The 21900-nt window shown below is 71.7% G+C and carries 22 protein-coding genes and 1 tRNA gene; 10 read left to right on the top strand and 13 right to left on the bottom strand.

Annotated elements, in window-relative coordinates:
* Positions 1-10: 10 nt before the first annotated feature.
* From AB0I22_RS01235 to AB0I22_RS01225, 3 genes are read right to left on the bottom strand one after another with little or no spacing between them, the layout of a single operon-like run.
* Entirely contained in the window at positions 11-1597 is a 1587-nt protein-coding gene (locus AB0I22_RS01235; RefSeq protein WP_363128506.1) for a PP2C family serine/threonine-protein phosphatase, read from the bottom strand.
* Positions 1598-1627: 30 nt separating this feature from the next.
* Complete coding sequence (locus AB0I22_RS01230; RefSeq protein WP_363128505.1) at positions 1628-2170, bottom strand: FHA domain-containing protein; 543 nt, start codon at positions 2168-2170, stop codon at positions 1628-1630.
* 10 nt (positions 2171-2180) lie between these two features.
* Complete coding sequence (locus tag AB0I22_RS01225; protein ID WP_363128504.1) at positions 2181-3038, bottom strand: DUF3662 and FHA domain-containing protein; 858 nt, start codon at positions 3036-3038, stop codon at positions 2181-2183.
* A gap of 335 nt (positions 3039-3373) precedes the next feature.
* Here AB0I22_RS01225 and AB0I22_RS01220 point away from each other — a divergent pair.
* Positions 3374-3457 (top strand) — tRNA-Leu (locus AB0I22_RS01220).
* Between the two features lie 340 nt (positions 3458-3797).
* On the top strand, positions 3798-4622 hold the full coding sequence (locus tag AB0I22_RS01215) for a hypothetical protein (RefSeq protein ID WP_363128503.1): 825 nt from the start codon (positions 3798-3800) through the stop codon (positions 4620-4622).
* Between the two features lie 259 nt (positions 4623-4881).
* Here AB0I22_RS01215 and AB0I22_RS01210 read toward each other — a convergent pair whose 3' ends face one another.
* The gene (locus AB0I22_RS01210; RefSeq protein ID WP_363128502.1) at positions 4882-5241 is read right to left on the bottom strand and encodes a helix-turn-helix transcriptional regulator; all 360 of its coding nucleotides are present in this window, start codon (positions 5239-5241) and stop codon (positions 4882-4884) included.
* A 175-nt stretch (positions 5242-5416) separates the two neighbouring features.
* Complete coding sequence (locus AB0I22_RS01205) at positions 5417-6085, bottom strand: NAD(P)H-dependent oxidoreductase (RefSeq protein WP_363128501.1); 669 nt, start codon at positions 6083-6085, stop codon at positions 5417-5419.
* Between the two features lie 140 nt (positions 6086-6225).
* On the opposite strand from AB0I22_RS01205, the gene AB0I22_RS01200 reads away from it, so the two are divergent.
* Positions 6226-6585: a helix-turn-helix domain-containing protein gene (locus tag AB0I22_RS01200; RefSeq protein ID WP_363128500.1), complete on the top strand. Its 360-nt coding sequence runs from the start codon at positions 6226-6228 to the stop codon at positions 6583-6585.
* A 115-nt stretch (positions 6586-6700) separates the two neighbouring features.
* Here the strand turns inward: AB0I22_RS01200 and AB0I22_RS01195 are convergent, their stop codons facing one another.
* Positions 6701-7135, bottom strand: a complete 435-nt coding sequence (locus AB0I22_RS01195; protein ID WP_363128499.1) for a MarR family winged helix-turn-helix transcriptional regulator — start codon at positions 7133-7135, stop codon at positions 6701-6703.
* Between the two features lie 189 nt (positions 7136-7324).
* Here AB0I22_RS01195 and AB0I22_RS01190 point away from each other — a divergent pair, with 189 nt between their 5' ends.
* From AB0I22_RS01190 to AB0I22_RS01175, 4 genes are all read left to right on the top strand, one after another.
* Positions 7325-8545 (top strand): hypothetical protein, encoded by a 1221-nt coding sequence (locus AB0I22_RS01190; RefSeq protein ID WP_363128498.1) that lies wholly within the window; start codon positions 7325-7327, stop codon positions 8543-8545.
* 27 nt (positions 8546-8572) lie between these two features.
* Positions 8573-10033, top strand: coding sequence for a DUF2252 domain-containing protein (locus tag AB0I22_RS01185; protein WP_363128497.1), 1461 nt, complete (start codon positions 8573-8575; stop codon positions 10031-10033).
* A gap of 501 nt (positions 10034-10534) precedes the next feature.
* A complete protein-coding gene (locus AB0I22_RS01180; RefSeq protein WP_363128700.1) occupies positions 10535-11290 on the top strand; it encodes a hypothetical protein in 756 nt (251 codons plus the stop codon).
* 58 nt (positions 11291-11348) lie between these two features.
* On the top strand, positions 11349-11693 hold the full coding sequence (locus AB0I22_RS01175) for a rhodanese-like domain-containing protein (RefSeq protein WP_363128496.1): 345 nt from the start codon (positions 11349-11351) through the stop codon (positions 11691-11693).
* Between the two features lie 235 nt (positions 11694-11928).
* On the opposite strand, the gene AB0I22_RS01170 is transcribed toward AB0I22_RS01175, so the two are convergent.
* From AB0I22_RS01170 to paaA, 6 genes are all read right to left on the bottom strand, one after another.
* Positions 11929-13065, bottom strand: a complete 1137-nt coding sequence (locus AB0I22_RS01170; RefSeq protein ID WP_363128495.1) for an acyl-CoA dehydrogenase family protein — start codon at positions 13063-13065, stop codon at positions 11929-11931.
* 76 nt (positions 13066-13141) lie between these two features.
* Positions 13142-14263 (bottom strand): 2Fe-2S iron-sulfur cluster-binding protein, encoded by a 1122-nt coding sequence (locus tag AB0I22_RS01165; protein ID WP_363128494.1) that lies wholly within the window; start codon positions 14261-14263, stop codon positions 13142-13144.
* The gene (paaD, locus tag AB0I22_RS01160) at positions 14264-14755 is read right to left on the bottom strand and encodes a 1,2-phenylacetyl-CoA epoxidase subunit PaaD (protein WP_363128493.1); all 492 of its coding nucleotides are present in this window, start codon (positions 14753-14755) and stop codon (positions 14264-14266) included.
* Positions 14749-15465, bottom strand: coding sequence for a 1,2-phenylacetyl-CoA epoxidase subunit PaaC (paaC, locus tag AB0I22_RS01155; RefSeq protein WP_363128492.1), 717 nt, complete (start codon positions 15463-15465; stop codon positions 14749-14751). The genes paaD and paaC overlap by 7 nt, the downstream gene beginning before the upstream one ends.
* Positions 15462-15755: a 1,2-phenylacetyl-CoA epoxidase subunit PaaB gene (gene paaB / locus AB0I22_RS01150; protein WP_363128491.1), complete on the bottom strand. Its 294-nt coding sequence runs from the start codon at positions 15753-15755 to the stop codon at positions 15462-15464. The genes paaC and paaB overlap by 4 nt, the downstream gene beginning before the upstream one ends.
* Positions 15752-16717 (bottom strand): 1,2-phenylacetyl-CoA epoxidase subunit PaaA, encoded by a 966-nt coding sequence (gene paaA / locus AB0I22_RS01145; RefSeq protein WP_363128490.1) that lies wholly within the window; start codon positions 16715-16717, stop codon positions 15752-15754. Before paaA ends, paaB begins: the two co-directional genes overlap by 4 nt.
* 291 nt (positions 16718-17008) lie before the next feature.
* Here paaA and AB0I22_RS01140 point away from each other — a divergent pair, with 291 nt between their 5' ends.
* From AB0I22_RS01140 to AB0I22_RS01130, 3 genes are all read left to right on the top strand, one after another.
* A complete protein-coding gene (locus AB0I22_RS01140) occupies positions 17009-17674 on the top strand; it encodes a DUF5819 family protein (protein WP_363128489.1) in 666 nt (221 codons plus the stop codon).
* 239 nt (positions 17675-17913) lie between these two features.
* The gene (locus tag AB0I22_RS01135; protein WP_363128699.1) at positions 17914-19110 is read left to right on the top strand and encodes an HTTM domain-containing protein; all 1197 of its coding nucleotides are present in this window, start codon (positions 17914-17916) and stop codon (positions 19108-19110) included.
* 154 nt (positions 19111-19264) lie between these two features.
* A complete protein-coding gene (locus AB0I22_RS01130; RefSeq protein ID WP_363128488.1) occupies positions 19265-20044 on the top strand; it encodes a TrmH family RNA methyltransferase in 780 nt (259 codons plus the stop codon).
* A gap of 51 nt (positions 20045-20095) precedes the next feature.
* Here the strand turns inward: AB0I22_RS01130 and paaN are convergent, their stop codons facing one another.
* Complete coding sequence (gene paaN, locus AB0I22_RS01125; RefSeq protein ID WP_363128487.1) at positions 20096-21787, bottom strand: phenylacetic acid degradation protein PaaN; 1692 nt, start codon at positions 21785-21787, stop codon at positions 20096-20098.
* Positions 21788-21900 lie beyond the last annotated feature (113 nt).

The following is a 21900-nucleotide window of genomic DNA, read 5'->3' as shown; positions in this document are numbered from 1 at the left end:
CCCTATGCCTTTACTGCTGGCTGCTGCTGCACTGCGGGACCAACTTCTGCTCTTCCTCGCTGAGGGTGGGACCGGGGGTCGGCGTCGGGGCGGCGTTGAGGCGGGTGCCGTTCTGGTTCGTACCGTGCAGCGGCTTGGAGCCGGGGGCCCCGCCGGACTTCTTCTCCTTCTCCGCCTTCTCCTTGTCCGCCTTCTCCTTCTGCTTCTTCGCCTCGGCCTCGGCCTTCTTGCGCTCGTCGAGCTTCTTGCACGCTCCGGCGAGGGTGCCGAGGTCCTTGGCCTTCTGCTCGGCCTGGTCGCGGTCGGCCACCGTGATGGTGTCCTGCACGAGGCTGCGCTGGTCGACCGGCAGGTACTTGAGTTCGATCTCGGGGTGGTCCTGGTAGACCTTGTTCAGCTTGAACCAGGCGAGGTCCTGGTTGATGCCCTGGTAGACGGCGAGGTGCTGGTCCTTGGCGCCCACGTAGTACTGCGCCTGGGTCCACCGGTAGCCGCCGTACAGGCCGCCGCCGACGATGCCGAGCACCACCAGGGTGATCAGCGACCGCTTGAGCCATTTGCGGCCGGCGGAGGGTTTGACGAAGTCGTCGTCGGCGTAGTCGTCGTAGGCCCCGTCGGAGGACTGACCGTCCTGCTGATCGCCGCTGCCCGGCGGTCCGAAGCCGCCCGGCTGCGACGGCACGGACCGGTTGGCGCGGCCGAGCTCGGCCGCGCGGCCGGCGGGGGTCTGCATGGCGGCGCCGCCGTCGCCCATCTGGAGCTGGTTCTCGGCGACCGCGCCCACGATGACGGGGGTGTCGTTGAACTGGCTCGCGTGCGCCTCACCGCTGTCGACGTCGAGGACGTCGGCGACGATGCAGGTGATGTTGTCGGGCCCGCCGCCGCGCAGGGCCAGCTCGATGAGCATCTGCACGGTCTCGTGCGGGCCCTGGTAGCTGGCGAGGGTCTCCTCGATCGTCTGGTGGCTGACGACCCCGCAGAGACCGTCGGAGCAGATGAGGTAGCGGTCCCCGGCCCGCACCTCCCTGATGGACAGGTCGGGCTCGACATGGTCGCCGCTGCCCAGCGCGCGCATCAGCAGGGAGCGCTGCGGGTGGGTGGTGGCCTCTTCCTCGGTGATGCGGCCCTCGTCGACGAGGCGCTGCACCCAGGTGTGGTCCTGGGTGATCTGGGTGAGGATGCCGTCGCGCAGCAGGTACGCGCGCGAGTCGCCGACGTGTACGAGGCCGAGGCGCTGGCCGGTCCACAGCAGGGCGGTGAGCGTGGTGCCCATGCCTTCGAGCTGGGGGTCCTCCTCGACCATGACGCGCAGCTGGTCGTTGGCGCGCTGCACGGCGGTGCCGAGCGAGGTGAGGATGTCCGAGCCCGGCACGTCGTCGTCGAGCGAGACGAGGGTGGAGATCACCTCGGAACTGGCGACCTCGCCGGCCGCCTGGCCGCCCATGCCGTCGGCGACGGCGAGCAGGCGGGGGCCGGCGTAACCGGAGTCCTCGTTGCCCTCTCGGATCATGCCCTTGTGCGATCCGGCGGCGAAACGCAGTGACAGACTCATGCGCACCTCGCCCGTCGGCTCCGGGAACAGCCCCTTTGCTGCCACGCTGCCCACCCTCCGGTCGTCATGGTCCTACTACTTCCGCAGCTCGATGACGGTTTTGCCGATGCGGATCGGCGCGCCGAGCGGGATCGGGGTCGGGGTGGTCAATCGGGTCCGGTCCAGGTACGTGCCGTTGGTGGAGCCGAGGTCCTCGACGATCCACTTGCCGTCCCGGTCCGGATAGATCCTGGCATGCCTGCTGGAGGCGTAGTCGTCGTCGAGGACGATCGTGGAGTCGTGGGCACGGCCCAGCGAGATGGTCTGGCCCTGGAGCGCGACGGTGGTGCCGGCCAGGGTCCCTTCGGAGACGACGAGCTTGCTGGGGGCGCCACGGCCGCCCCCCTTGGCCCGCCGCCCGCCGGACTGCTGGCGCTGCTGCGGCGGCGCGGCGGCGGCGGCCTGCTGCGCCGCGGCTCCCCGCTGCGGCTGCCGGTCCTGGCCGCCGCGGCGCGAACCGCGCTGGGTCACCCGCGTGCCGAACAGATCGCTGCGGATGACCTGTACGGCCACGATGACGAACAGCCACAGTACGGCGAGGAAACCCAACCGCATGACCGTGAGGGTCAGCTCTGACATTGCCCCCGCTTCACCCTTCGGCTTGCCGGTAAACGATGGTGGTACTGCCCACGACGATCCGCGAGCCGTCGCGGAGCGTAGCGCGGGTGGTGTGCTGCCCGTCCACCACGATGCCGTTTGTGGACCCCAGGTCCTGAATTGTCGCGGGGGTGCCGACCCGGATCTCGCAGTGCCTGCGGGAGACGCCGGGGTCGTCGATACGTACGTCCGCCTCGGTGCTGCGGCCCAGTACGAGCGTGGGCCGGGAGATCTGGTGGCGGGTGCCGTTGATCTCGATCCAGCGGCGGGTCTGCCCGCTCGGCAGCGGGCCCGCGCCGGGCGCGCCCGTACGGGGCACGGGGCGGGCGGCTCCGGGGGGCGGACTCGCGGGCATGGGGGGCGGACTCGCGGGCTGCGCGGGGTATCCGCCGCCCTGGGCGGGCCCGGGCCCGGAACGCGGGGCGGTGGCGCGCTCCGCGTAGGGGTTGTTGTCGGTCGGCGGCTGCTGGCTCTCGCTGGAGGCGAGGGTGCGGCTGCGGACGCGGTAGAGGCCGGTGTCGAGGTCGTCGGCCTTCTCCAGGTGCACCCTGATGGTGCCCATGAAGGTGTAGCGCTGCTGTTTGGCGTAGTCGCGCACCATCCCGGACAGCTCGTCGCCGAGCTGACCGGAGTACGGACTCAGCCGGTCGAAGTCCGGGGTGCTGAGCTCGACGATGAAGTCGTTGGGCACGACGGTGCGGTCGCGGTTCCAGATGGTGGCGTTGTTGTCGCACTCACGCTGAAGAGCGCCCGCGATCTCGACGGGCTGCACCTCGGACTTGAATACTTTGGCGAAGGTGCCGTTCACGAGACCTTCGAGACGCTGCTCGAAGCGCTTCATAACTCCCACCGGGCACCTCCTTCCTCGGTGTCGGGCCGAGTGTCGTCCTGATACTGCTTACTGATCGTATCCACGCGTCGTGGAAACGGCTGGTTCCCCTTTGGCGCCAGGAGTGACGAGTGTCGCGTTCCGGGGGCGTCTCCGCGAGGTTCCACTAGGGATCGTAGAGGCGGCCCCAAGTCAGTGTCCCGCAACCGGGGTGGTCGTCGGCGGAGCGGGCGCTCGACAAGGGATGTGAATCCACCCCCACCGGCGTGCTAATCTTCTGGATGTCGGAAGGCGCTCGCACCAGACCCGAACAGGCCAGTTCGGAAGCTGTGGGAGAGTCGGAGGACAGCACCCATGCGCGGGTGGCGGAATAGGCAGACGCGCTGGATTCAGGTTCCAGTGCCCGAAAGGGCGTGGGGGTTCAACTCCCCCCTCGCGCACATATCAGTGAGACGGGTCTCACCGGTGACGGAAGTCGTCGGTGGGGCCCGTTTCTCGTTGTCCGGAGCCGATGCGCGCGCCGCGGGGGCGCGCTCGCGACCGTATCGCTTTCATTGTTGGCGGGAATCTTTCTCTCCTGCGGGGGCTTGGCCGGATCGCCGCATGTCGGCGGGGCCGCGGTGGGAGCATCGACCTGTAGTCGCACTGGGGCGCTGCGAGAGGCGTCACGTCGCGTTGGGTGTGCGGCAGGGGCGCCGCTGGTTCGGACTTCGCCGATTCGGGTGCGTGGAGAGCCTCGTCGTCTGTGACCGGAGTACCGGAGTGGGGGACGATGTGGCGTTGGGCCAGGCGTCTTGGCTGACGGAGTGGCTCCTGCCCGCCGCGGTGTGCGCGGCGGTGGCGTGGGTGGGTCTGATCTACCGCTTCCGTGAGGACGGGCGCCTGCTCGGTACGGTCCGGTCGGCGGCGCTGGCGGTCTCCGTCGTGCTGTGGACTTCCGGGGTGGCGGCGCTGGCCAGCGGTTTTCTGCTGCCGCACGCGTCGAGCGTGCCGCCGATCGCGGTGGGCGCGGTGGCCGGTTCCGGTGTGGTCCCCAGGGGCCGCGGGGAGCAGACGAGCGGGCGCGCCCTGATGGCCGTGTTGACGCTGGGCGACTCGCTGCTGCTCGCCAGCCTCGCGCGCCGGCTCCAGGAGGACCGGGCCGACTGGTGCGACAACCTGGTCGGCGGCTTCCACGACTGCTGGGACCTCGACGTCTTCTCCGACGAGGTCAAGCGGCACCTGCTGATGCGGGTCGACGTGCGCGGGCGTACGGGCCGGAGCCGCAGCAACATCCGGCGCGAGATCACCGACCGCTACAAGGACGTGCAGACGGCGGCGCAGCGGTGGGCCAAGGCCGAGACGGACATCGGCAAGACCTGTCTGCAGCAGTGCCGGCCGCGCACCCGCGAGGAGGAACGGCGTGCGAAGCGGGCGTTCGGGGAGGCCGAGCAGTACTGCCGGCACTTGCTGGAACTCGCGCACACGTACGGGAAGCGCAGCAGCGACAGGAAGATCGCCGAACTCAGAGCGCGGCATCTGCCGCTGCGGCGCCCGATGGCCATGCCCGGCATTCCGCGGCCCCGCAGACTGAGCCTGGCCGGCCTGCTGCGGCACCGGCGCTGACCTGGCGGCGCTGACCTGGTGGCCCTGATTCGGCGGGCTTGATTCGACCGGTCTGACTTGGCCGGTCTGATTTGGCCGGTCTGATCGGGCGGGCCTGACTTGGCGGGCCTGGCTCAGCCTGGCCTGGTTGGTCTGGCTTGATCGGCCCGACCTGGGCGGCCTGGCTTCGCCGCTTCGCTGAGCGGGTGCGGAAGCCTTGAGCCGGGCCCGTACGGTCGTGGGCGGTCCTGGGCAGTCCTGGGCGGTCAGCGGCCGACGGTCATCGGTAGGACCCGGCGGAGTGGTAGTGGGGCGCGAAGGGCCGCGTCGGTTCCGCCTCGGGCACTGCGGTCTCGGTGGTCTCCGCGTACTCTGCCGAGGGAGGATCGTAGAACGCTATCTCCACACGGGCGTTGAGTGACTCGGCGACCGCGGCCAGCGACCGCAGCGTGAGGTTCTCGTCGCCGGACAGGATCTGACTGACCCGTCCGGGGGACACCCCCAGGGAGTCGGCCAGGTCCTTGCGGGTCATACCGCGCTCTGCCAACAGTCCCGCCAGGGAGGCCGTCGCTTGTCTCGCCAGCTGAGCACCCGCCAACTCCGCGGCACGACCGTGCTCAGCACTGTTTCGCCAGGCCATGGCGCACCCCCAAAGGCTAGGTGGTCTCTGGTGTCCGTTACCTAAAGAAGGATGCCACCTTTAGGCATGGCTAAAAGCTTAGTTTCAGCTAAAGATTGAGCCACCCTCACCGGGCACCGCCCGCCACCCCGCGCTGACCAGCGGCTACGGGGTGACCGACGGTTTCCGGCCATTCTCAACTCTGCGCCGGCGCAGCGGAGTCGGCGTGGCGGGCGGCGAGTTCCCCGCCCTTCGCGGCGGCGGCTTCGAGGGCCGCAGCGCGGGACTTCTCCGCGAGCGGCACGAGGTCGGCCATCGCGGGGTTGACGTGGGCGAGCGTCAGCTCCGGGACGATGAAGTCGACCTCGGCGCCGAACATGGTGAACACCTTCTCCAGGTAGTTCTGCACGAACTCGAAGCCCTCGCGCGGGGTGCCGGGGGCGTACGAGCCGCCGCGGCTGGCGACGACGGTGATGGGGGTGCCCGCGATGGACTGCTTGTCCCCCGCGGTGCGGCCGATGATGAACACCTGGTCCAGCCACGTCTTGAGCGTGGAGGGGATCGTGAAGTTGTACATGGGCGCGCCTATGAGGACCGCGTCCGCGGCTTCGAGCTCCTCGACGAGCTCGGTGCGCAGGGCGGCGGCGGCCTGCTGGGCGGGGGTGCGCTCGGCCGGGTCGACGGAGCCGGCGGACGCGGCGGCGGCGTCGAAGTGCGGCAGCGGGTCGGCGTCGAGGTCGCGGTAGACGACGGTGCCCTCGGGGTGCTGGGCCAGCCAGGCGTCGCGGAAGGCGGCGGTGACGGTGCGGGAGGCCGAGGATTCGGCGGGGAAGACGGACGAGTCGAGGTGCAGCAGCGTGGCCATGGTGGCTCCAGGGTGCGTGTCGGTAGTGGCAGTGCGCCGATAGCTCTTCTAGCTCTTCTAGCTCTTCACATGCGCAGCTATGAATAACACAGTAGCTTACTTTTTTATAGCCACGTACGGGAAAGCAGTACCCTGTCCGTATGGCGGACCATGATGAGCAGAGGTGCAAGAGTGTCGATGCGGGGATGACGCGCGTCTTCGAGCTCTTCGGGAAGCGCTGGACGGGGCTGATCGTGGCGACGCTGATGCCGGGGGAGGTGTACTTCGCCGAGCTACGGCGGGCGATTCCGGGGATCAGCGAGCGCATGCTGTCGGATCGGCTCACGGAGCTGGCCGCGGCCGGGCTGGTGCTGCGGGAGGTCGAAGTGGGGCCGCCGCTGCGCGTCGCCTACCGGCTGACCGCCGCGGGCGAGGCGATGGAGCCCGCGCTCAAGGAGCTGGGGCGATGGGCTGAGAAGCACCTGGCCGATGGGGGCGGGTGTCCGGAGGCGCTGCGGTAGCGGTGCTGCGCGGCCCCGGTGCGTACGGGGGCTGTGCGTACAGGGCGCTCTCGCGGGTGTGTTCGGGGTGCTCAGGGCTGCTCGGGGTGCTTGGGGGTGGTTCGTGCGGCGTCGCTCACTCCATTGCTTCCTGCGCGGCGTTGTAGCGCAGCAGGTAGGAGGCGAAGCGGTCGAGGTCGGCCTCGTCCCAGTCGGCCAGGCGTTCATGGAAGGCGACGCGGCGGCTGGCGGTGACGTTGCCGAGCATCTCGGCGCCCGCCGTGGTGAGATGCAGCACCTGGACGCGGTGGTCGTCGGGGTCGACCCGGCGCTCGACGAAGCCGAGCCGCTCCAGCGCCGAGACCTGGCGGCTGACCGTGGACTTGTCCAGCAGGTAGTGCGCGGCGAGGTCGGTCGCGCGGCATCCCCGCCGGTCCTCCAGGTGAGCCAGGAGCGTGAAGGAGACGAGCGAGAGCTCGGGATGCATCCGGGCGGCCGTGGCGCGGGCCCGGCGGGCGAACGCGGTCATCTCGCGCTGGATCGTCTCGACGGAGTCGTCTCGATGGGACACGGTGCTGCCTTTCAGTCAACTGGTTGTATAGTACAACCTGAAGTGAGAGTTGTAGAAGCCAACCATTGGGGTCTCTGAGGACTACGAGACGTCCGAGAAGCGCGCGCAGTACGTGCAGTACGTGCAGTACGCGCGATACAGGCGATACGCGAGTTGCGCGAAGTACGAGAAAGTTTGAGAAGGCTGCTCATGAGTTCCGCCCACCGTGCCGGTCCGGCCGGTCCGGCACGCCGTTCCGGTGATGCCGCCGCCCTGCGCCACGTCCTCGCCCACCTGATCACCCCGCTGCTGATGTGCGTAGGGATGGGATTCGCCTATCTGGGCGCCTTCGCGCACCCGGCTCCGCACCAGCTGCCCGTGGCGGTCGTCGGTTCCGGGCCGAGCGCCCAGGTGCTGGCGCAGACGATCAACGACAAGTCGGGCGGCGAACTGACGGTACGGACGGTCGCCGACCGGGGCGAGGCGGTGCGGCAGCTCAAGGCGCAGGACGTCTTCGGCGCTTACGTCGCGGGCGCGTCGCCGGAACTGCTGGTCGCCACGGCCGGTTCGGACACCACCGCCTCCGCCGTGCAGAAGGTCTTCACGCCCATCGCCGCGGGCCAGGGCGCGCCGCTCAAGGTCACGGACGTCGTGCCGACGTCCCAGGGAGACCCGACCGGGCAGGGCGTTTTCTTCCTGCTGGTCGCGGTCAGCATCGGTTCGTACGCCTCGGTCGCCGTGATCGGCGGGGCGGGCGCCGCGCTGCCGGTGCGGCTGCGGGCGCTGCTGGCCGCCGGCTTGTCGCTCGTGGTCAGCGTCATCGGCGCGCTGTTCGCGGGGCCGGTCTTCCACCTCGTCGACCGCGGGCTGTGGGGCGTGTGGGGCATGGCCTGGATCTACTCGGCGGGCATTCTGCTGCTCGGTACCGGCCTGCATGTCTTCCTCAAGCGGTGGACCACGCTCGGGGTGATGGCGCTCTTCGTGATGCTCAACTTCACCAGTTCCGGCGGGGTGTTCCGGCCCGAGTTGCAGAACGGTTTCTTCGCCGCGCTGCACGCCTTCTGGAACGGCGCGGGCTTCCTTGAGGGCACGCGCGGCCTCGTCTACTTCGACGGCACCGGGCTGGGCGGGCATGTGTGGACGCTGGCGCTGTGGCTCGTCGCCGCGTTGGCGGTGCTGGGGGCGGCGGGGGCGGTGGAGTCCCGGCGTGCGGGGGCGGCTTCCGCTGTGTCTGCTTCTGGCGGGTCTGCCTCTGTCGGGGCCGCTTCCGCAGGGTCTGTCGGGTCCGCTTCCGCGGGGTCCGCGGGTGCCGGGGCGGGTTCTTCGGCGGGGGCGGTCGAGGGGGCTCCGGAGCAGGTACGGGAGCGTGCCGAGGGGGCTCGGGAGCAGCGGGAGGAGGAAGAGGAGATGGAGGAGGCGGTCGGGGTCTGACCGTTGTCAGTGGGGAGCGGTACGGTCATGAGCAGTCGACTTAGCGTGACGGTGTGCCATGGGGTGAAGGGGGAGGTGGCCGCGATGGCGCGACTGCCGTACGTACCGGGGTTCGCTCGGCTGGGGGGCAAGGGGCGGGACGGCGGCGCCGAGTCGCCGAAGGCTGCCGGGAAGGCGCTGCGGGCGCGCGTGGCGCGCCGCGACCACGCCGAGCTGGAGCTCGGGGCCGGGCGGCCGGGCGCGGTCGAGGCGGTCCAGGAGTCCAACGCCGGGCGGCTGCCGGAGCTGGTGCCGATACGGGTCGGGCGGATGGCCGCCTCCCCGTTCGCCTTCCTGCGCGGCACGTCCGGGCTGATGGCGTACGACCTGTCGACGACGCCCGTCACCGGGGCCGGCGCGCAGATATGCGGTGACGCGCACGCCGCCAACTTCGGGCTGTACGGCGACGCGCAGGGCCGGCTCGTCGTCGACCTCAACGACTTCGACGACACGGTGCACGGCCCGTGGGAGTGGGACCTCAAGCGGCTCGCGGCCTCGCTGGTGCTGGCCGGCCGGGAGACGGGCGCGGACGAGGACGACTGCCGGGACGCGGCGCGGGACGCCGTCGGCGCGTACCGGCGCACGATGCGGCTGCTGGCCAAGCTGCCCGCCGCCGAGGCGTGGAACGCCGTCGCCGACGAGGAGTTCGTCTCGCACGCCGACGCGCGGGACCTCCTGGGCGCGCTGGAGCGCGTGGCCGACAAGGCGCGGCGCAACACCGGGGCGCGCTTCGCCGAGAAGTCGACGCGGCAACTGCCGGACGGCACGCTGCGGTTCGTGAACGCTCCGCCGGTGCTGCGGCGGGTGGCGGACGACGAGGCGGCGGCCGTGGCCGGTTCGCTCGGCGGGTATCTGCGGTCGCTGCCGGAGGACCGGCTGCCGCTGCTGGGCCGGTACGCGGTGCACGACGTGGCGTTCCGGCTGGTGGGCACGGGGAGCGTCGGGCTGCGCTCGTATGTGGTGCTGCTCCTGGACCACCGGGGCGAGGCGGTGGTGCTCCAGGTGAAGGAGGCCAGGCAGTCGTCGCTGCTGCCGCACGTGGAGAAGGCCGGGTTCGTGATACCCGAGGTCGCGCACGAGGGGCGGCGCGTCGTGCGGGGGCAGCAGCGGATGCAGACCGTCAGCGACATGCTGCTGGGGTGGACGACGGTCGAGGGACGGCCGTACCAGGTCCGGCAGTTCCGCAACCGGCAGGGCAGCGTGGACCCGGCCGCCCTCGAACCCGGCCAGATCGACGATTACGGACGGATGACGGGCGCGCTGCTGGCACGGGCGCACGCGCACAGCGTGGACCCGCGGCTGATCGGCGGGTACTGCGGCAAGAGCGAGGAGCTGGACGAGGCGGTGGCCGCCTTCGCGGTGGCGTACGCGGACCGTACGGAGGCGGACCACGCGGAGCTGGTGGAGGCGGTACGGGACGGGCGTGTCCCGGCTGAGATGGGGGTGTGAGGGCGCCTCGCTGTGCGGTGCGGGGTGTGACGCGGGCTCTGCGAGGGAGTGAGGGCGCCTTTCGCCGGGGTGTGGAGGGGGTTTCGGCGGGCCGGGCTGCCCGGGAGTCGGGGTGCGTACGCGTACGGGCCGGGTGTGCGCGCGTACGGGACCGGGGTTCGGGTGCGTACGGGTCGGGTGTGCGCGTATGGGGCCGGGGTTCGGGTGTGTACGGGTCGGGGTCCGGTCTGTGGGACCCCGTGCCCGGAAACTCGGCCCGATCCAGGAAAACCCCGGCACATTTGAGACGCTGTACGGGTGACGAACCCGGAAGCCGAGCAGGCGCAGCCAGAGGCCGAAGACCACTCCGCAGATTCGGCCGCAGGCCGGGCGGGCGGTGCGGGGGGCGACCCGTCCGGCAGCCCGGCCGGTGGTGCGGGCGGTACGGGTGATGGAGCCGGCGATTCCGGTGACGCGGCCGGCGGCCCGGACGGTGGGGCCGGGGAGCAGGCGACGGACCGGCTGGAGCAGGCGGTGCGGACGGCTGAGCAGGCGCTGATCGAGTTCGAGATCGCGGTGGAGACGTTCCGGGTGGAGGTGGAGAACTTCTCCCGCCTGCACCACCAGCGGCTCGGTCCGATGTACTCCCGCCTCGATGAGCTGGACGCGCTGGTCGCGGAGGCCGTCGCGGCCCGTACGGGCGACGCGGAGGACCTCCGCCGCGCGCAGGAGGCGCGGTCGCTGGTACAGCCGATGCCCGGCGTGGACGAGCTGTTCGGCGGCTGGATGGACTCCGAGGGGCTGTCGCCCGAGGCGTCCTCGATGCTCACGGAGCGCCCCGTGCAGCCGCCCAAGCGGGTGCGGCCGAGCGAGGAGGCGCGGCGCGTCTTCCGGGAGCTGGTCCGTAAGGCGCATCCGGACCTGGCGCGGGACGAGCCGGACCGGGAGCGGCGCGAGGCGTTCATCGTGCGCGTCAACGCCGCGTACGGGGACGGCGACGAGAAGGCGTTGCGCACGCTCGCCGAGGAGTGGGCGGCCGGGCCGGTGGCCGAGGAGCGGCGGTCGAGCCGGAGCGAGGAGTTGTACGCGCGGCTGGAGTGGCTCGCCCAGCGCAAGGAACTGCTGGCGGCCGTGGCGGCGGAGCTGGAGAACAGCGCGATCGGCGCGATGATCAAGATGGCGCCGGAGGACCCGGACCGGCTGCTGGAGGAGATCGCGGAGCGGCTGCTGGCACAGGTCGCCGAGCGGGAGGCGTACCTGGCCTCGCTGGTCGGGTAGCTTCTTTCGGCCCGATACACGCACTCGACCCCGATACGCGAACCGAGAGAGGCTTTCCATGAATTTCGCCCAGGTCCCCGAGGTGGACGCGGCGTCCGTGCCGTCCGACGGCTTCCTGCTGGACGTCCGGGAGAACGACGAGTGGGCGGCCGGTCACGCCGAGGGCGCGCTGCACATCCCCATGAGCGACTTCGTCGGCCGCTACGGCGAGCTGACCGAGCGGGCTCCGGAGGGCGACAAGGTGTATGTGATCTGCCGCTCCGGCGGCCGGTCCGCCCAGGTCGCGCAGTACCTGCTGCAACAGGGGCTGGACGCCGTGAACGTCGCCGGCGGCATGCAGCGCTGGGAGGCCGCCGGCCGCCCGGTGGCGGACGGCACGGGCGGCTCCGGCACGGTCATCTAGCCCCCCGCGCCACCGGCTGCGAACGGCTGTCGCTGGTACCTGAGGCCGGTCTTCGGGTGGTTGCCGCGGCTGGTTGCGGCATGTCGGCAGGGACTGCGACTGGGGGCGGCAGGGGTTGCGGGTACGCGGGCTCTCGCTCGGCCCGGCTGCGTTTCCCGTGGGCGGGAAGGCCGGTTTACCGCGGCCCGTAACCGTCGCCCCTTGCCCCCCGCCCCCGCCCGCCGGCCCGGGACGGCTACCCGAGAGGGTGGGCCGCGATGAGGTCGCCGAGGGCTTCCTCATGGGCGGCGGCCGGGCCGAGCGAGAGTTCCAGCTGCTTGGCCCAGGCGTGGTAGCGGTGCAGCGCGTAGTCGGTGTCCGCGCCGAATCCGCCGTGCAGATGCTGCGCGCTCTGCACGACGCGGCGCACGCCGTCCGCTGCCCAGATCTTGGCGACGGCGATGTCCGCGGCAACCGGCAACGGGCCCCCTGCCGAAGGGTTGCCGAGGCGCCAGGCGGCCTGCCACAGGGTGGCTTCCATGGCGCGCAGATCGATGTAGCGGTCGGCGGTCTGGACGGCGACGGCCTGGAAAGTGGCGATGGGGAAGCCGAACTGCTCGCGCTTGCCCGCGTAGTCGCTCGTCATGGACAGCACGGCCTCGCCGAGGCCGAGCGCCAGCGCGCAGGTGCCGGCGGCGAGGAGGCAGCGCAGCCACTCCCAGCAGCCGTCGGCTGTGATCATGTCCCGAGCCGGTACGCGTACGGCGTCGAGGTGCAGTCGCGCGTACCGCTCGCCGCTGGTGGAGACCTGGTCGGCGAGGGTGAGGCGTTCGTGGGCGCGGGGGACGAGGGCGAGGACGGCGCGGCCCTCGCCGGTGTGGGCGGGCAGCAGGACGAAGTCCGCTGCCTGGGCCCAGGGGACGGCGGTGTGGACGCCGTCGAGCACCCAGGCGTCCCCGTCCTGGCGCGCCGCCACGGAGAGTTCGGCCGGGTCGTGCCCCGTACGGCCGTTGGACGCGACGGTGATGACGACTTCCCCGCGGCCGACCCGTGGCAGGAGTTCGGAGCGTGCCGCGTCGCCGCCGTAGGTCTCCAGGGCCAGCGCCGCGGCGCTCGTCTCCAGCAGCGGCACCCGGGCGAGCACCTTGGCGGACTCGCGCAGTACGAGACAGAGCGCGATGGCGTCGAGCCCCGCTCCGCCGTGCTCGGGCGCGAGGAGCAGGCTCAGCAGGTCGGCCCCGGCCAGGCGGCGCCACAGGGTCCGGTCGAAGTCGTCCGCGACGGCGCCCGCGGTGAGCGCCGGACTGGGCACGCTGTCGGGGGCGACGCCTGAGAAGACCGCTTTCGCCGCCTCGACGGCCGCTTGCTGCTCCTCGGTGAAGGTGAAGTCCACTGCCTGTCCTCCCGCGCACCCCGACTGAACTGACGGGTCGTCAAGGTAGAACAGGTTGCAGGAATTGGGAATGGGCTCAGCGGTCGAAGTCCAACTCCACCCTCTCCGTCGCCGGATGCGACTGGCAGGCCAGCACATACCCCGACTCGACCTCCTCCGGCTCCAGCGCGAAATTCCGGTCCATCCGCACCTCGCCCGAGACCAGGAACGCCCGGCAGGTGCCGCACACCCCGCCCTTGCACGCGTACGGAGCGTCGCCGCGGTTGCGCAACACCGTGTCCAGCAGCGATTCGCCGTCCAGCACCGGCCAGTCGCCGCTGCGGCCGTCCAGCGTCGCGGTGACCGAACTGTGCGCGGGCGCCGACGACCCGGAGCCCCCAGCGGCCCCGGCGGCCGTGCTCGTGGCCGAGGCGTCCAGCGGCACCGCGACCGTGCCGTCGTCCACGTGGAAGATCTCCTGGTGCACCCGGTGCCGGTCCACCCCGAGCCCGCGCAGCGCCCGCTCGGCACTCTGCACCAGGCCGTACGGGCCGCACAGGAACCAGCCGTCCACCTCGCCCACCGGCAGCAGCGCGGGGAGCAGCGACGACAGCCGCTCCTCGTCCAGCCGCCCGGACGCCAGGCCGGCCTGCTGCTCCTCGCGAGAGAGCGCGTGCACCAGGTGGAAGCGGTCCGGACAGCGGTCCTTGAGGTCGGCCACCTCCTCCAGGAACATCGTCGAAGCGGCCGTGCGGTCGCTGCGGATCAGGCAGAAACTCGCGTCGGTCCGGCGCGCGAGCAGCGTCGCGGCGATGGACAGCACCGGCGTGATGCCGCTGCCGCCGACCAGCGCCGCGAAGCGGCCTGCCCTCGGCTCCAGGACGAAGCGCCCGGCCGGCGCCATCACGTCCACCGTGTCGCCGGCGGCCAGTTCCTTGAGCGCGTACGTCGAGAACTCGCCTCCCTCGACCCGCCGCACCCCCACCCGCAGCGACCGCGGCCCGTCCGGGTCTGTCACCGGCGAGCAGATCGAGTACGTGCGCCGGACCTCCGCGTCGTCGACGAACAGCCGCACCGCGACATGCTGGCCCGGGGTGTAGCGGAACCTCGCGCGCAGTTCCTCGGGCACGGCGAGAGTGAGGGCGACCGCGTCGTCGGTGAGGCGGTCGACCGCCGTCACCCGCAGCGGGTGGAAGGCGCCGTGGCGGGCCCCGGCCATCTACAACTCCTTGAAGTGGTCGAAGGGTTCGCGGCACGACTCGCAGCGGCGCAGCGCCTTGCAGGCCGTGGACGAGAAGCGGCTCAGCAGGGTGGTGTCGGTCGAGCCGCAGTGCGGGCAGCGGATGGCCAGCCGGAGCGCGACGGGCCCGCTCGGGACCGGCCGCGGCGGCGCTACGCCGAACTCCGCGAGTTTGCGGCGGCCTTCGGCGCTGATCGCGTCCGTGGTCCAGGGCGGCGAGAGGACCGTACGGACCTCGACCTCCGGTATGCCGTGGTCGTGCAGCACCCGCTCGATGTCGGAGGACATCGTCTCTATGGCCGGGCAGCCGCTGTAGGTGGGGGTCAGCTCCACCTCGACCCGGCCGGGCCCGAGGACATGCAGATCGCGCAGCACGCCCAGCTCGGAGAGGGTGACCACGGGCAGCTCGGGGTCCGGCACCGAGCCGGCGAGCTCGCGCAGCTCCGCTTCGAGGGCGGTGTCGGTCACCATGTCGCCCCCGGGTGGCTGCGGTGCAGGTGCTGCATCTCGGCGATCATCCGGCCGAACGCCTCGGTGTGGATGCCCTGCCGCCCGCCGCCCGCGCTCCAGCCTCCGTGCTGCGGGCCGGTCGGCACCGTCAGCGTGGCGCGCTCCACGACGCCGGTGACGCCTGCCTGCCAGCCCTCCCGCAGCGCGGCGGCATCCACCTCCAGCCCCTCGACGGGTTCGAAGAGCTCGCCGGTGAACCGCCACAGGGCGTCGAGGCCGCGCTGCATCCGCTCATGGCTCTCGGCCGTGCCGTCGCCGAGCCGCAGCGTCCAGTGCTCGGCGTGGTCCCGGTGGTAGGCGACCTCCTTGACGGCCTTCGCGGCGATCGGCGCGAGCGGTCCCTCGCCGTCGGCCAACTGCCCGTACAGCAGTGCCTGGTAGGTGGAGAAGTACAGCTGCCGGGCGATGGTGTGCGCGAAGTCGCCGCGCTCCTGCTCGACCAGCTGGGTGTTGCGGAAGGCGCGCTCCTCGCGGAGGTAGGCCAGCTCGTCCTCGTCGCCGACGAGGGAGAGCAGCAGCCGCGCCTGGCCCAGCAGGTCCAGCGCGATGTTGGCCAGCGCCACGTCCTCCTCCAACACGGGCGCGTGCCCGGCCCACTCGCCCAGCCGGTGCGACAGGACGAGCGCGTCGTCGCCGAGGGCGAGCGCGGCCGCCGTGGATGGGCTGCTCACAGGTGTCGCACCCCCTCGGGGATCTCGTAGAACGTCGGGTGGCGGTACGGCTTGTCGGCGGCCGGGGCGAAGAACGGGTCCTTCTCGTCCGGCGAGGAGGCGGTGATCTCGGCGGACGGCACCACCCAGATCGAGACGCCCTCCGAGCGGCGGGTGTACAGGTCGCGGGCGTTGCGCAGGGCCATCTCGGCGTCCGGCGCGTGCAGGCTGCCGGCGTGGGTGTGGGACAGCCCGCGGCGGCTGCGCACGAACACCTCCCACAGCGGCCAGCCCGATTCGGATGTCGTCATGCCCGTGCCTCCCCGTGCTTGGCGGCGTACGCGCTCGCTGCCTCGCGGACCCAGCCGCCCTCGTCGTGGGCGCGCCGCCGCTGAGCGATGCGCTGTTCGTTGCACGGCCCGTTGCCGCGCAGCACCTCGTGGAACTCGGCCCAGTCGATGGGGCCGAAGTCATACGCCTCCCGCTCCTCGTTCCAGGCGAGGTCCGGATCGGGGAGGGTGAGTCCGAGCGCTTCGGCCTGCGGGACGCAGATGTCCACGAAGCGCTGGCGCAGCTCGTCGTTGGAGTGCCGCTTGATCTTCCAGGCCATGGACTGGGAGGAGTGCGCGGACTCGTCGTCCGGGGGGCCGAACATCATCAGGGACGGCCACCACCAGCGGTCCACGGCGTCCTGGGCCATCGCGTGCTGGGCTATGGTCCCCCGGCTCAGGGCGAGGAGCAGCTCGTACCCCTGGCGCTGGTGGAAGGACTCCTCCTTGCAGATCCGCACCATCGCGCGGGCGTACGGCCCGTACGAGCAGCGGCACAGCGGGACCTGGTTGGTGATGGCGGCGCCGTCCACGAGCCAGCCGATGGCTCCGACGTCGGCCCAGGTCAGAGTGGGGTAGTTGAAGATCGAGGAGTAGCGCTGGCGGCCCGCGTGGAGCTTGTCTAGCAGCTCGTCGCGGCTGGTGCCGAGCGTCTCCGCCGCGCTGTAGAGGTACAGGCCGTGGCCGGCCTCGTCCTGGACCTTCGCCATCAGGATCGCCTTGCGCCGCAGGGACGGCGCGCGGGTGATCCAGTTGGCCTCCGGCTGCATTCCGATGATCTCGGAGTGGGCGTGCTGCGCGATCTGCCGCACCAGCGAGGCGCGGTAGGCGTCGGGCATCCAGTCGCGCGGCTCGACGCGCTCGTCCGCGGCCACGGTGGCGTCGAAGGCCGCTTCCAGGGCCGGCTCGTAGGCCGCTTCGGTGTCCGGCGCCATCGTCGTCATGCGGTGCCCCCTGGCTCTCCACTGGATGTGTCGTCGGGTCACCGGGCGGCGGGTGGGTGCGCGGGGATCCGAGCACTCAGCCAACCGACCGATCGTTCGGTTCAATGGTGTGCCGAGCGCTCGCGGGGTGTCAAGCCTGTGGATAACCGAAGGATCGCTGTGCTCGGCGCAGAGGCGTGGGTACGGTTCCGTGACACGAGGGACACGCAGACACGCAGATGCGCAGATGCGCGGCGGCGCAGGGGCGCGGGAGACCGCGAGAAGCAGGCAGTACACGGGATCGGGGCGGGTGTGGAGCCGGACGACCATGAGCCATCGCGCGGAATCGCCGCGCTCTCTCTGCCATCCCGCATCGCGGTGGCCCTCGGCGTCGCGGTCGCGGCCGTCGCCGCCACCATCCATATCGCGATGATGTTCTTGCAGGTCACGCCCTCGAACACGGTCACCAAGAAGCACGGCGCGGCCGTCGACGACTACGTGTATCCGGAATTCGAGCAGAACTGGAAGCTGTTCGCGCCCAACCCCCTCCAGCAGAACGTCGCGGTGCAGGCGCGGACCGAGGCGCGTCGCGCGGACGGCCGCCTGGTGACCGGCGGCTGGGTCGACCTCACCGCACAGGACGCCGCCGCCATCCGGCACAACCCGCTGCCCAGCCACACCCAGCAGAACGAGCTCCGCCGGGCCTGGGACTCCTACGTCGCCACGCATGACACCGAGGATCGGCCGAACGGGTTGCGAGGCGAGCTGTCCGAGCAGTACCTGCGGCGCGTGGTCATGTTCCGCTTCGGCGCCGAACACGACGGCGGCAAGGTGCAGCGGGTTCAGCTGCGCTCGGCGACGTCCAACGTCCCTCCGCCGTCCTGGAGCGACGAGAAGACCGACCTCAAGACCGCGTACCACGAACTGCGCTGGTGGCCGGTGACCGCCGCCGACCTTCCGGAGGCGAAGAACAGGTGACCGACTCCCCCGAGCCGCCGGCTTCCGAGGCGCCTGACGCCCAGCCGCCGGCCTCCGAGCCGTCTGCCGCCCGGCTGCCCGTTCCCCCGCAGTCCGCTGCCCATCCGACCGGTCCCGTGCCGTCTGCTGCCCGGCCGCCTGCTGTCGCACTGTCCTCCGCTCAACCGTCGGCCTCCGCGCCGTCCGCCGTCCGGCCCTCCGCTGCTGCCGCGCCGCTCGCCGCCCGCCTCGACCGTGCGCTGACCAGCGGCCTCGCCCGCGTCACCGGGACGTCCATCGGCCCGTACCAGACCGCCGTCATCCGCATCGGCTACGCCTTCACCTGGCTGTTCTTCCTGCTCCGCGAGTGGCCGCACCGCCATGAGCTGTACGGGCCGGGCGGGACCTGGAACTGGGAGATGGCCCGGCGACTGGTCGACGACAACCACTCCTTCACGGCTCTGATGTGGTCGGACGGGAACCTCTGGTTCGAGGCCGTCTACTGCCTCGCCATCGCCTCCAGCGCGCTGCTGATGCTCGGCTGGCGCACCCGCACGATGTCCGTGCTGTTCATGCTGGGCGTGCTGTCGATGCAGAACCGCAGCGTCTTCGTGGGCGACGGCGGCGACAACGTCATCCACCTGATGTCGATGTATCTGGTCCTCACCCGCTGCGGCCAGGTGTGGTCGCTGGACGCCCGGCGGGCCCGGCGCGCCGGCGAGCGGGGGCCTGGCCGGGACACGACCGGCGTCGTGCTGTGGCTGCTCGCGGGCCTCGCCCTGGCGACAGCCCACCTTCTCGGCGCCGTCCACCTGTCCTGGACGGCGAACGGCCCGCTGCCGGGCCTCGGCTGGGCGACGGTCCTGTGGGGCCTGTGGCTCGTGCACGCCGCGTGGTGGGTGGTGCGGCGGTATGCGCCGGGGGAGCCGCGCACTGTGCTCGACGCGTTCGCTCATCTCGCGCACAACAGCGCCCTGTTGGTGATCCTGGTGCAGGTCTGCCTGATCTACGCGACCGCGGGCTGGTACAAGGTCCAGGGCTCCCGCTGGCAGGACGGCACCGCGCTCTTCTACCCGATGCACCTCGACTACTTCACGCCGTGGCCCGCGCTGTCCGACGCTTTCACCAGCAGCGGGATCATCACCATGGCGGTGACCTACGGAACGGTCATCGTGCAGGTCGCCTTCCCGTTCACGCTCTTCAACCGGCGGATCAAGAACGCGCTGCTGGCCCTGATGATCGTCGAGCACCTCTCCATCGCGTTCCTCCTGGGGCTGCCCTTCTTCTCCCTCGCGATGATCACGGCGGACGCCGTCTTCCTGCCGACTAACTTCCTGCGCGCGGCAGGACGCCGGATCGGCGGCGTCCGCGACCGGCTGCCCGCCGTTCGCCGCGCCGCACTGCCCGCCCAACGCACGGGCGACAAGGAGGCATCGCCGCGCACACTCGTGAGTTGAGCGGGGGCGTTGTTTGGAATGTGGACGGGAACTTGACCCGTCGGCGCGGGCGGAGTCGGCCGGCCGGGGAGGCGGGGGTACCGACGCACGAGTCGTCGCCGACGGGCACCTGGTGACCCCGGCGCCTCTGAGGTCACTTCCGTAGGCTGAGGGAATGATCGAAGACGAGGCGACGGCCGCCGCGGAACGGTGGCGGGCCAGCGCGCCCGGCGCCGTGCTGCTCGACGGTTTCCACGCGCTCAAACACGCCCTGCGGTTCGGCGCGGACGTGCCCCTGGCGCTCGCCGCCGACAAGGACTCCGTCCTGTCCCTCGCGGACGAGCTGGCCGACGACCTCACCGAGGTGCTCCGCCGGTCCGTCGTCGAGGTGCCCGCCGCCACCCTGCGCGAACTGGTGCCCAGGCTGCACCCCACCGGCGTGGCGGCGCTGGCGGTCCGCCGGGAGCGCCGCGCCAACCTGGACCGGCTCGGCGCACCGTCCCGCCCCTCGCCGGTCGTCGTCCTGGACAACCCCCGGAACCTGGGCAACGTCGGCGCGGTGATCCGGCTCGCCGCGGGCTTCGGCGCCACGGGTGTCGTGACCACCGGAGACCTCGACCCCTGGCACGGCAACGCCGTACGGGCGGGGGCGGGGCTCCACTACGCCACCGCCGTCGAACAACTGCCGCTCGACGACCTGCCGCCCGGCCCCCTCTACGTGCTGGACCCGGCGGGCGAGGACATCCGGTCCCTCGCCATCCCCGATGACGCCCTCATCGCCTTCGGCTCCGAACGGCACGGGATCTCGCCCGAGCTGCGCGCCCGCGCCGAGCATCTCGTGGCGCTGCCCATGCGGCCGCAGGTCTCCAGCTACAACCTCGCCACCAGCGTCGCCATGGCCCTCTTCCACTGGGGCGGCGCCTCGCCCGGCACCCCGGAGACCGCCGCCGCGTAGCGGCCGGCCCCGCGGGGCCCGGAGCGAGGCACACGCCTGGCTCCGGGCGGCTCAGGCAGGCTTGCGCACCTCGACCGTACGGAACCGGGACGCCACGAACGCGCCGTCGCACAGCGCCGCGTTGGCCGCCGGGTTGCCGCCCGAACCGTGGAAGTCGGAGAACGCGGCGGTCTGGTTGACGTACACCCCGCCGGTCAGGTTGAGCGACAACTGGGCGCACTCCTCCAGGCACGCCTCCTGGACCAGGCCCTCGACCTCCGGGGAGGTGGTGTACGCGCCCACCGTCATCGAGCCCCGGTCCCGGATCGTGCGGCGCAGCAGCTCCACCGCGTCGGCCGCCGAGTCGACGGCGACGGCGAAGGACACCGGGCCGAAGTGCTCGGAGAGATAGGCCGCTTCGGAGTCCGGCTTCGCGCCGTCGAGCTTGACGATGACGGGCGTACGGACCGTGGCGCCCGGGAAGTCGGGGTTGGTGACCGTCCGCGAGGCCAGCGCGACCTCGCCCAGCCCGGCCGCCGCCTCGACGCGCTCCTTGACCTGCGGGTTGACGATCGCGCCCAGCAGGGCGTTCGCCCGCGCGTCGTCGCCCAGCAGTCCGTCGACGGCGGCCGCGAGGTCGGTGACCACCTCGTCGTACGTCTTGGGCCCGGCGTCCGTGGCGATGCCGTCGCGGGGGATGAGGAGGTTCTGCGGGGTGGTGCACATCTGGCCGCTGTAGAGCGACAGGGAGAAGGCCAGGTTGGCGAGCATTCCCTTGTAGTCGTCGGTGGAGTCGACGACGACGGTGTTGACGCCGGCCTTCTCCGTGAAGACCTGCGCCTGGGGGGCGTGGCTCTCCAGCCAGTCACCGAAGGCGGTGGAGCCGGTGTAGTCGATGATGCGGACCTCGAGCCGCTGGGCCAGGGGCTTGGCGATGCCCTCGCCGTCCCGCTCGGCGGCCAGGGCGACCAGGTTGGGGTCGAAGCCCGCCTCGGCGAGCGCCTCACGCGCGATGCGGACGGTGAGCGCGAGCGGCAGCACCGCGCGCGGGTGCGGCTTGACGAGCACCGGGTTGCCGGTGGCGAGGGAGGCGAACAGGCCCGGGTAGCCGTTCCAGGTGGGGAAGGTGTTGCAGCCCACCAGCAGGGAGATGCCGCGCGGCACGGCCGTGAACTCCTTGCGCAGATCGAGCGGGTCGCGCTTGCCCTGCGGCTTGGACCAGTCGGCCGTGCGCGGCGTGCGGGTCTGCTCCTCGTACGCGTACGCCACGGCCTCCAGGCCGCGGTCCTGGGCGTGCGGCCCGCCCGCCTGGAAGGCCATCATGAACGCCTGGCCGCTGGTGTGCATGACCGCGTGCGCGAACTCGTGCGTGCGGGCGCTGATGCGCGCGAGGATCTCCAGACAGACCGCGGCGCGCACCTCGGGACCCGCGTCCCGCCAGGCGGCCATGCCGGCGCGCATCGCGGGCAGCAGCGCGTGCAGGTCCGCGTGCGGATACTCGATGCCCAACTCCAGCCCGTACGGCGAGACCTCGGCGCCCGCCCAGCCGTCGGCGCCCGGCTGGTCCAGCTCGAAGCGCGCGCCGCGCAGGGCGTCGAAGGCCGCCTGCCCGTCCGCCGCGCTCAGGCTGCCGCCTTCGCCGTACGCCTTCGGGTGCTCGGGGTGGGGCGACCAGTAGGCACGGCTGCGGATCGCGTCCAGAGCCTGGTCGAGGGTGGGTCGGTGCTTCTCGATCAACTGCGCGGAGGTGAGCTCGGCGGTCACGACTGACCAACTCCTCGTCGAGCCGGTGGTGAGGGGCGCGGGCGCGCCCTCAGCGGGCGGTGGTGGAGACGGGCGGACGGTGGAGCGGCCCTGCGGAGAGACCGCGGGGACGC

The organism is Streptomyces sp. NPDC050610, assembly GCF_040654875.1.
GTDB lineage: Bacteria > Actinomycetota > Actinomycetes > Streptomycetales > Streptomycetaceae > Streptomyces.
This window is presented reverse-complemented; position numbering and strand designations above follow the sequence as displayed.

Bases quoted from the DNA above. Each gene is read 5' to 3' on its own strand.
- AB0I22_RS01230 (WP_363128505.1), bottom strand. From the start codon at position 2,170: ATGTCAGAGCTGACCCTCACGGTCATGCGGTTGGGTTTCCTCGCCGTA.
- AB0I22_RS01210 (WP_363128502.1), bottom strand. From the start codon at position 5,241: ATGGCCTGGCGAAACAGTGCTGAGCACGGTCGTGCCGCGGAGTTGGCG.
- AB0I22_RS01205 (WP_363128501.1), bottom strand. From the start codon at position 6,085: ATGGCCACGCTGCTGCACCTCGACTCGTCCGTCTTCCCCGCCGAATCC.
- AB0I22_RS01200 (WP_363128500.1), top strand. From the start codon at position 6,226: ATGGCGGACCATGATGAGCAGAGGTGCAAGAGTGTCGATGCGGGGATG.
- AB0I22_RS01190 (WP_363128498.1), top strand. From the start codon at position 7,325: ATGAGTTCCGCCCACCGTGCCGGTCCGGCCGGTCCGGCACGCCGTTCC.
- AB0I22_RS01185 (WP_363128497.1), top strand. From the start codon at position 8,573: ATGAGCAGTCGACTTAGCGTGACGGTGTGCCATGGGGTGAAGGGGGAG.
- AB0I22_RS01175 (WP_363128496.1), top strand. From the start codon at position 11,349: ATGAATTTCGCCCAGGTCCCCGAGGTGGACGCGGCGTCCGTGCCGTCC.
- AB0I22_RS01165 (WP_363128494.1), bottom strand. From the start codon at position 14,263: ATGGCCGGGGCCCGCCACGGCGCCTTCCACCCGCTGCGGGTGACGGCG.
- paaD (WP_363128493.1), bottom strand. From the start codon at position 14,755: ATGGTGACCGACACCGCCCTCGAAGCGGAGCTGCGCGAGCTCGCCGGC.
- paaB (WP_363128491.1), bottom strand. From the start codon at position 15,755: ATGACGACATCCGAATCGGGCTGGCCGCTGTGGGAGGTGTTCGTGCGC.
- paaA (WP_363128490.1), bottom strand. From the start codon at position 16,717: ATGACGACGATGGCGCCGGACACCGAAGCGGCCTACGAGCCGGCCCTG.
- AB0I22_RS01130 (WP_363128488.1), top strand. From the start codon at position 19,265: ATGATCGAAGACGAGGCGACGGCCGCCGCGGAACGGTGGCGGGCCAGC.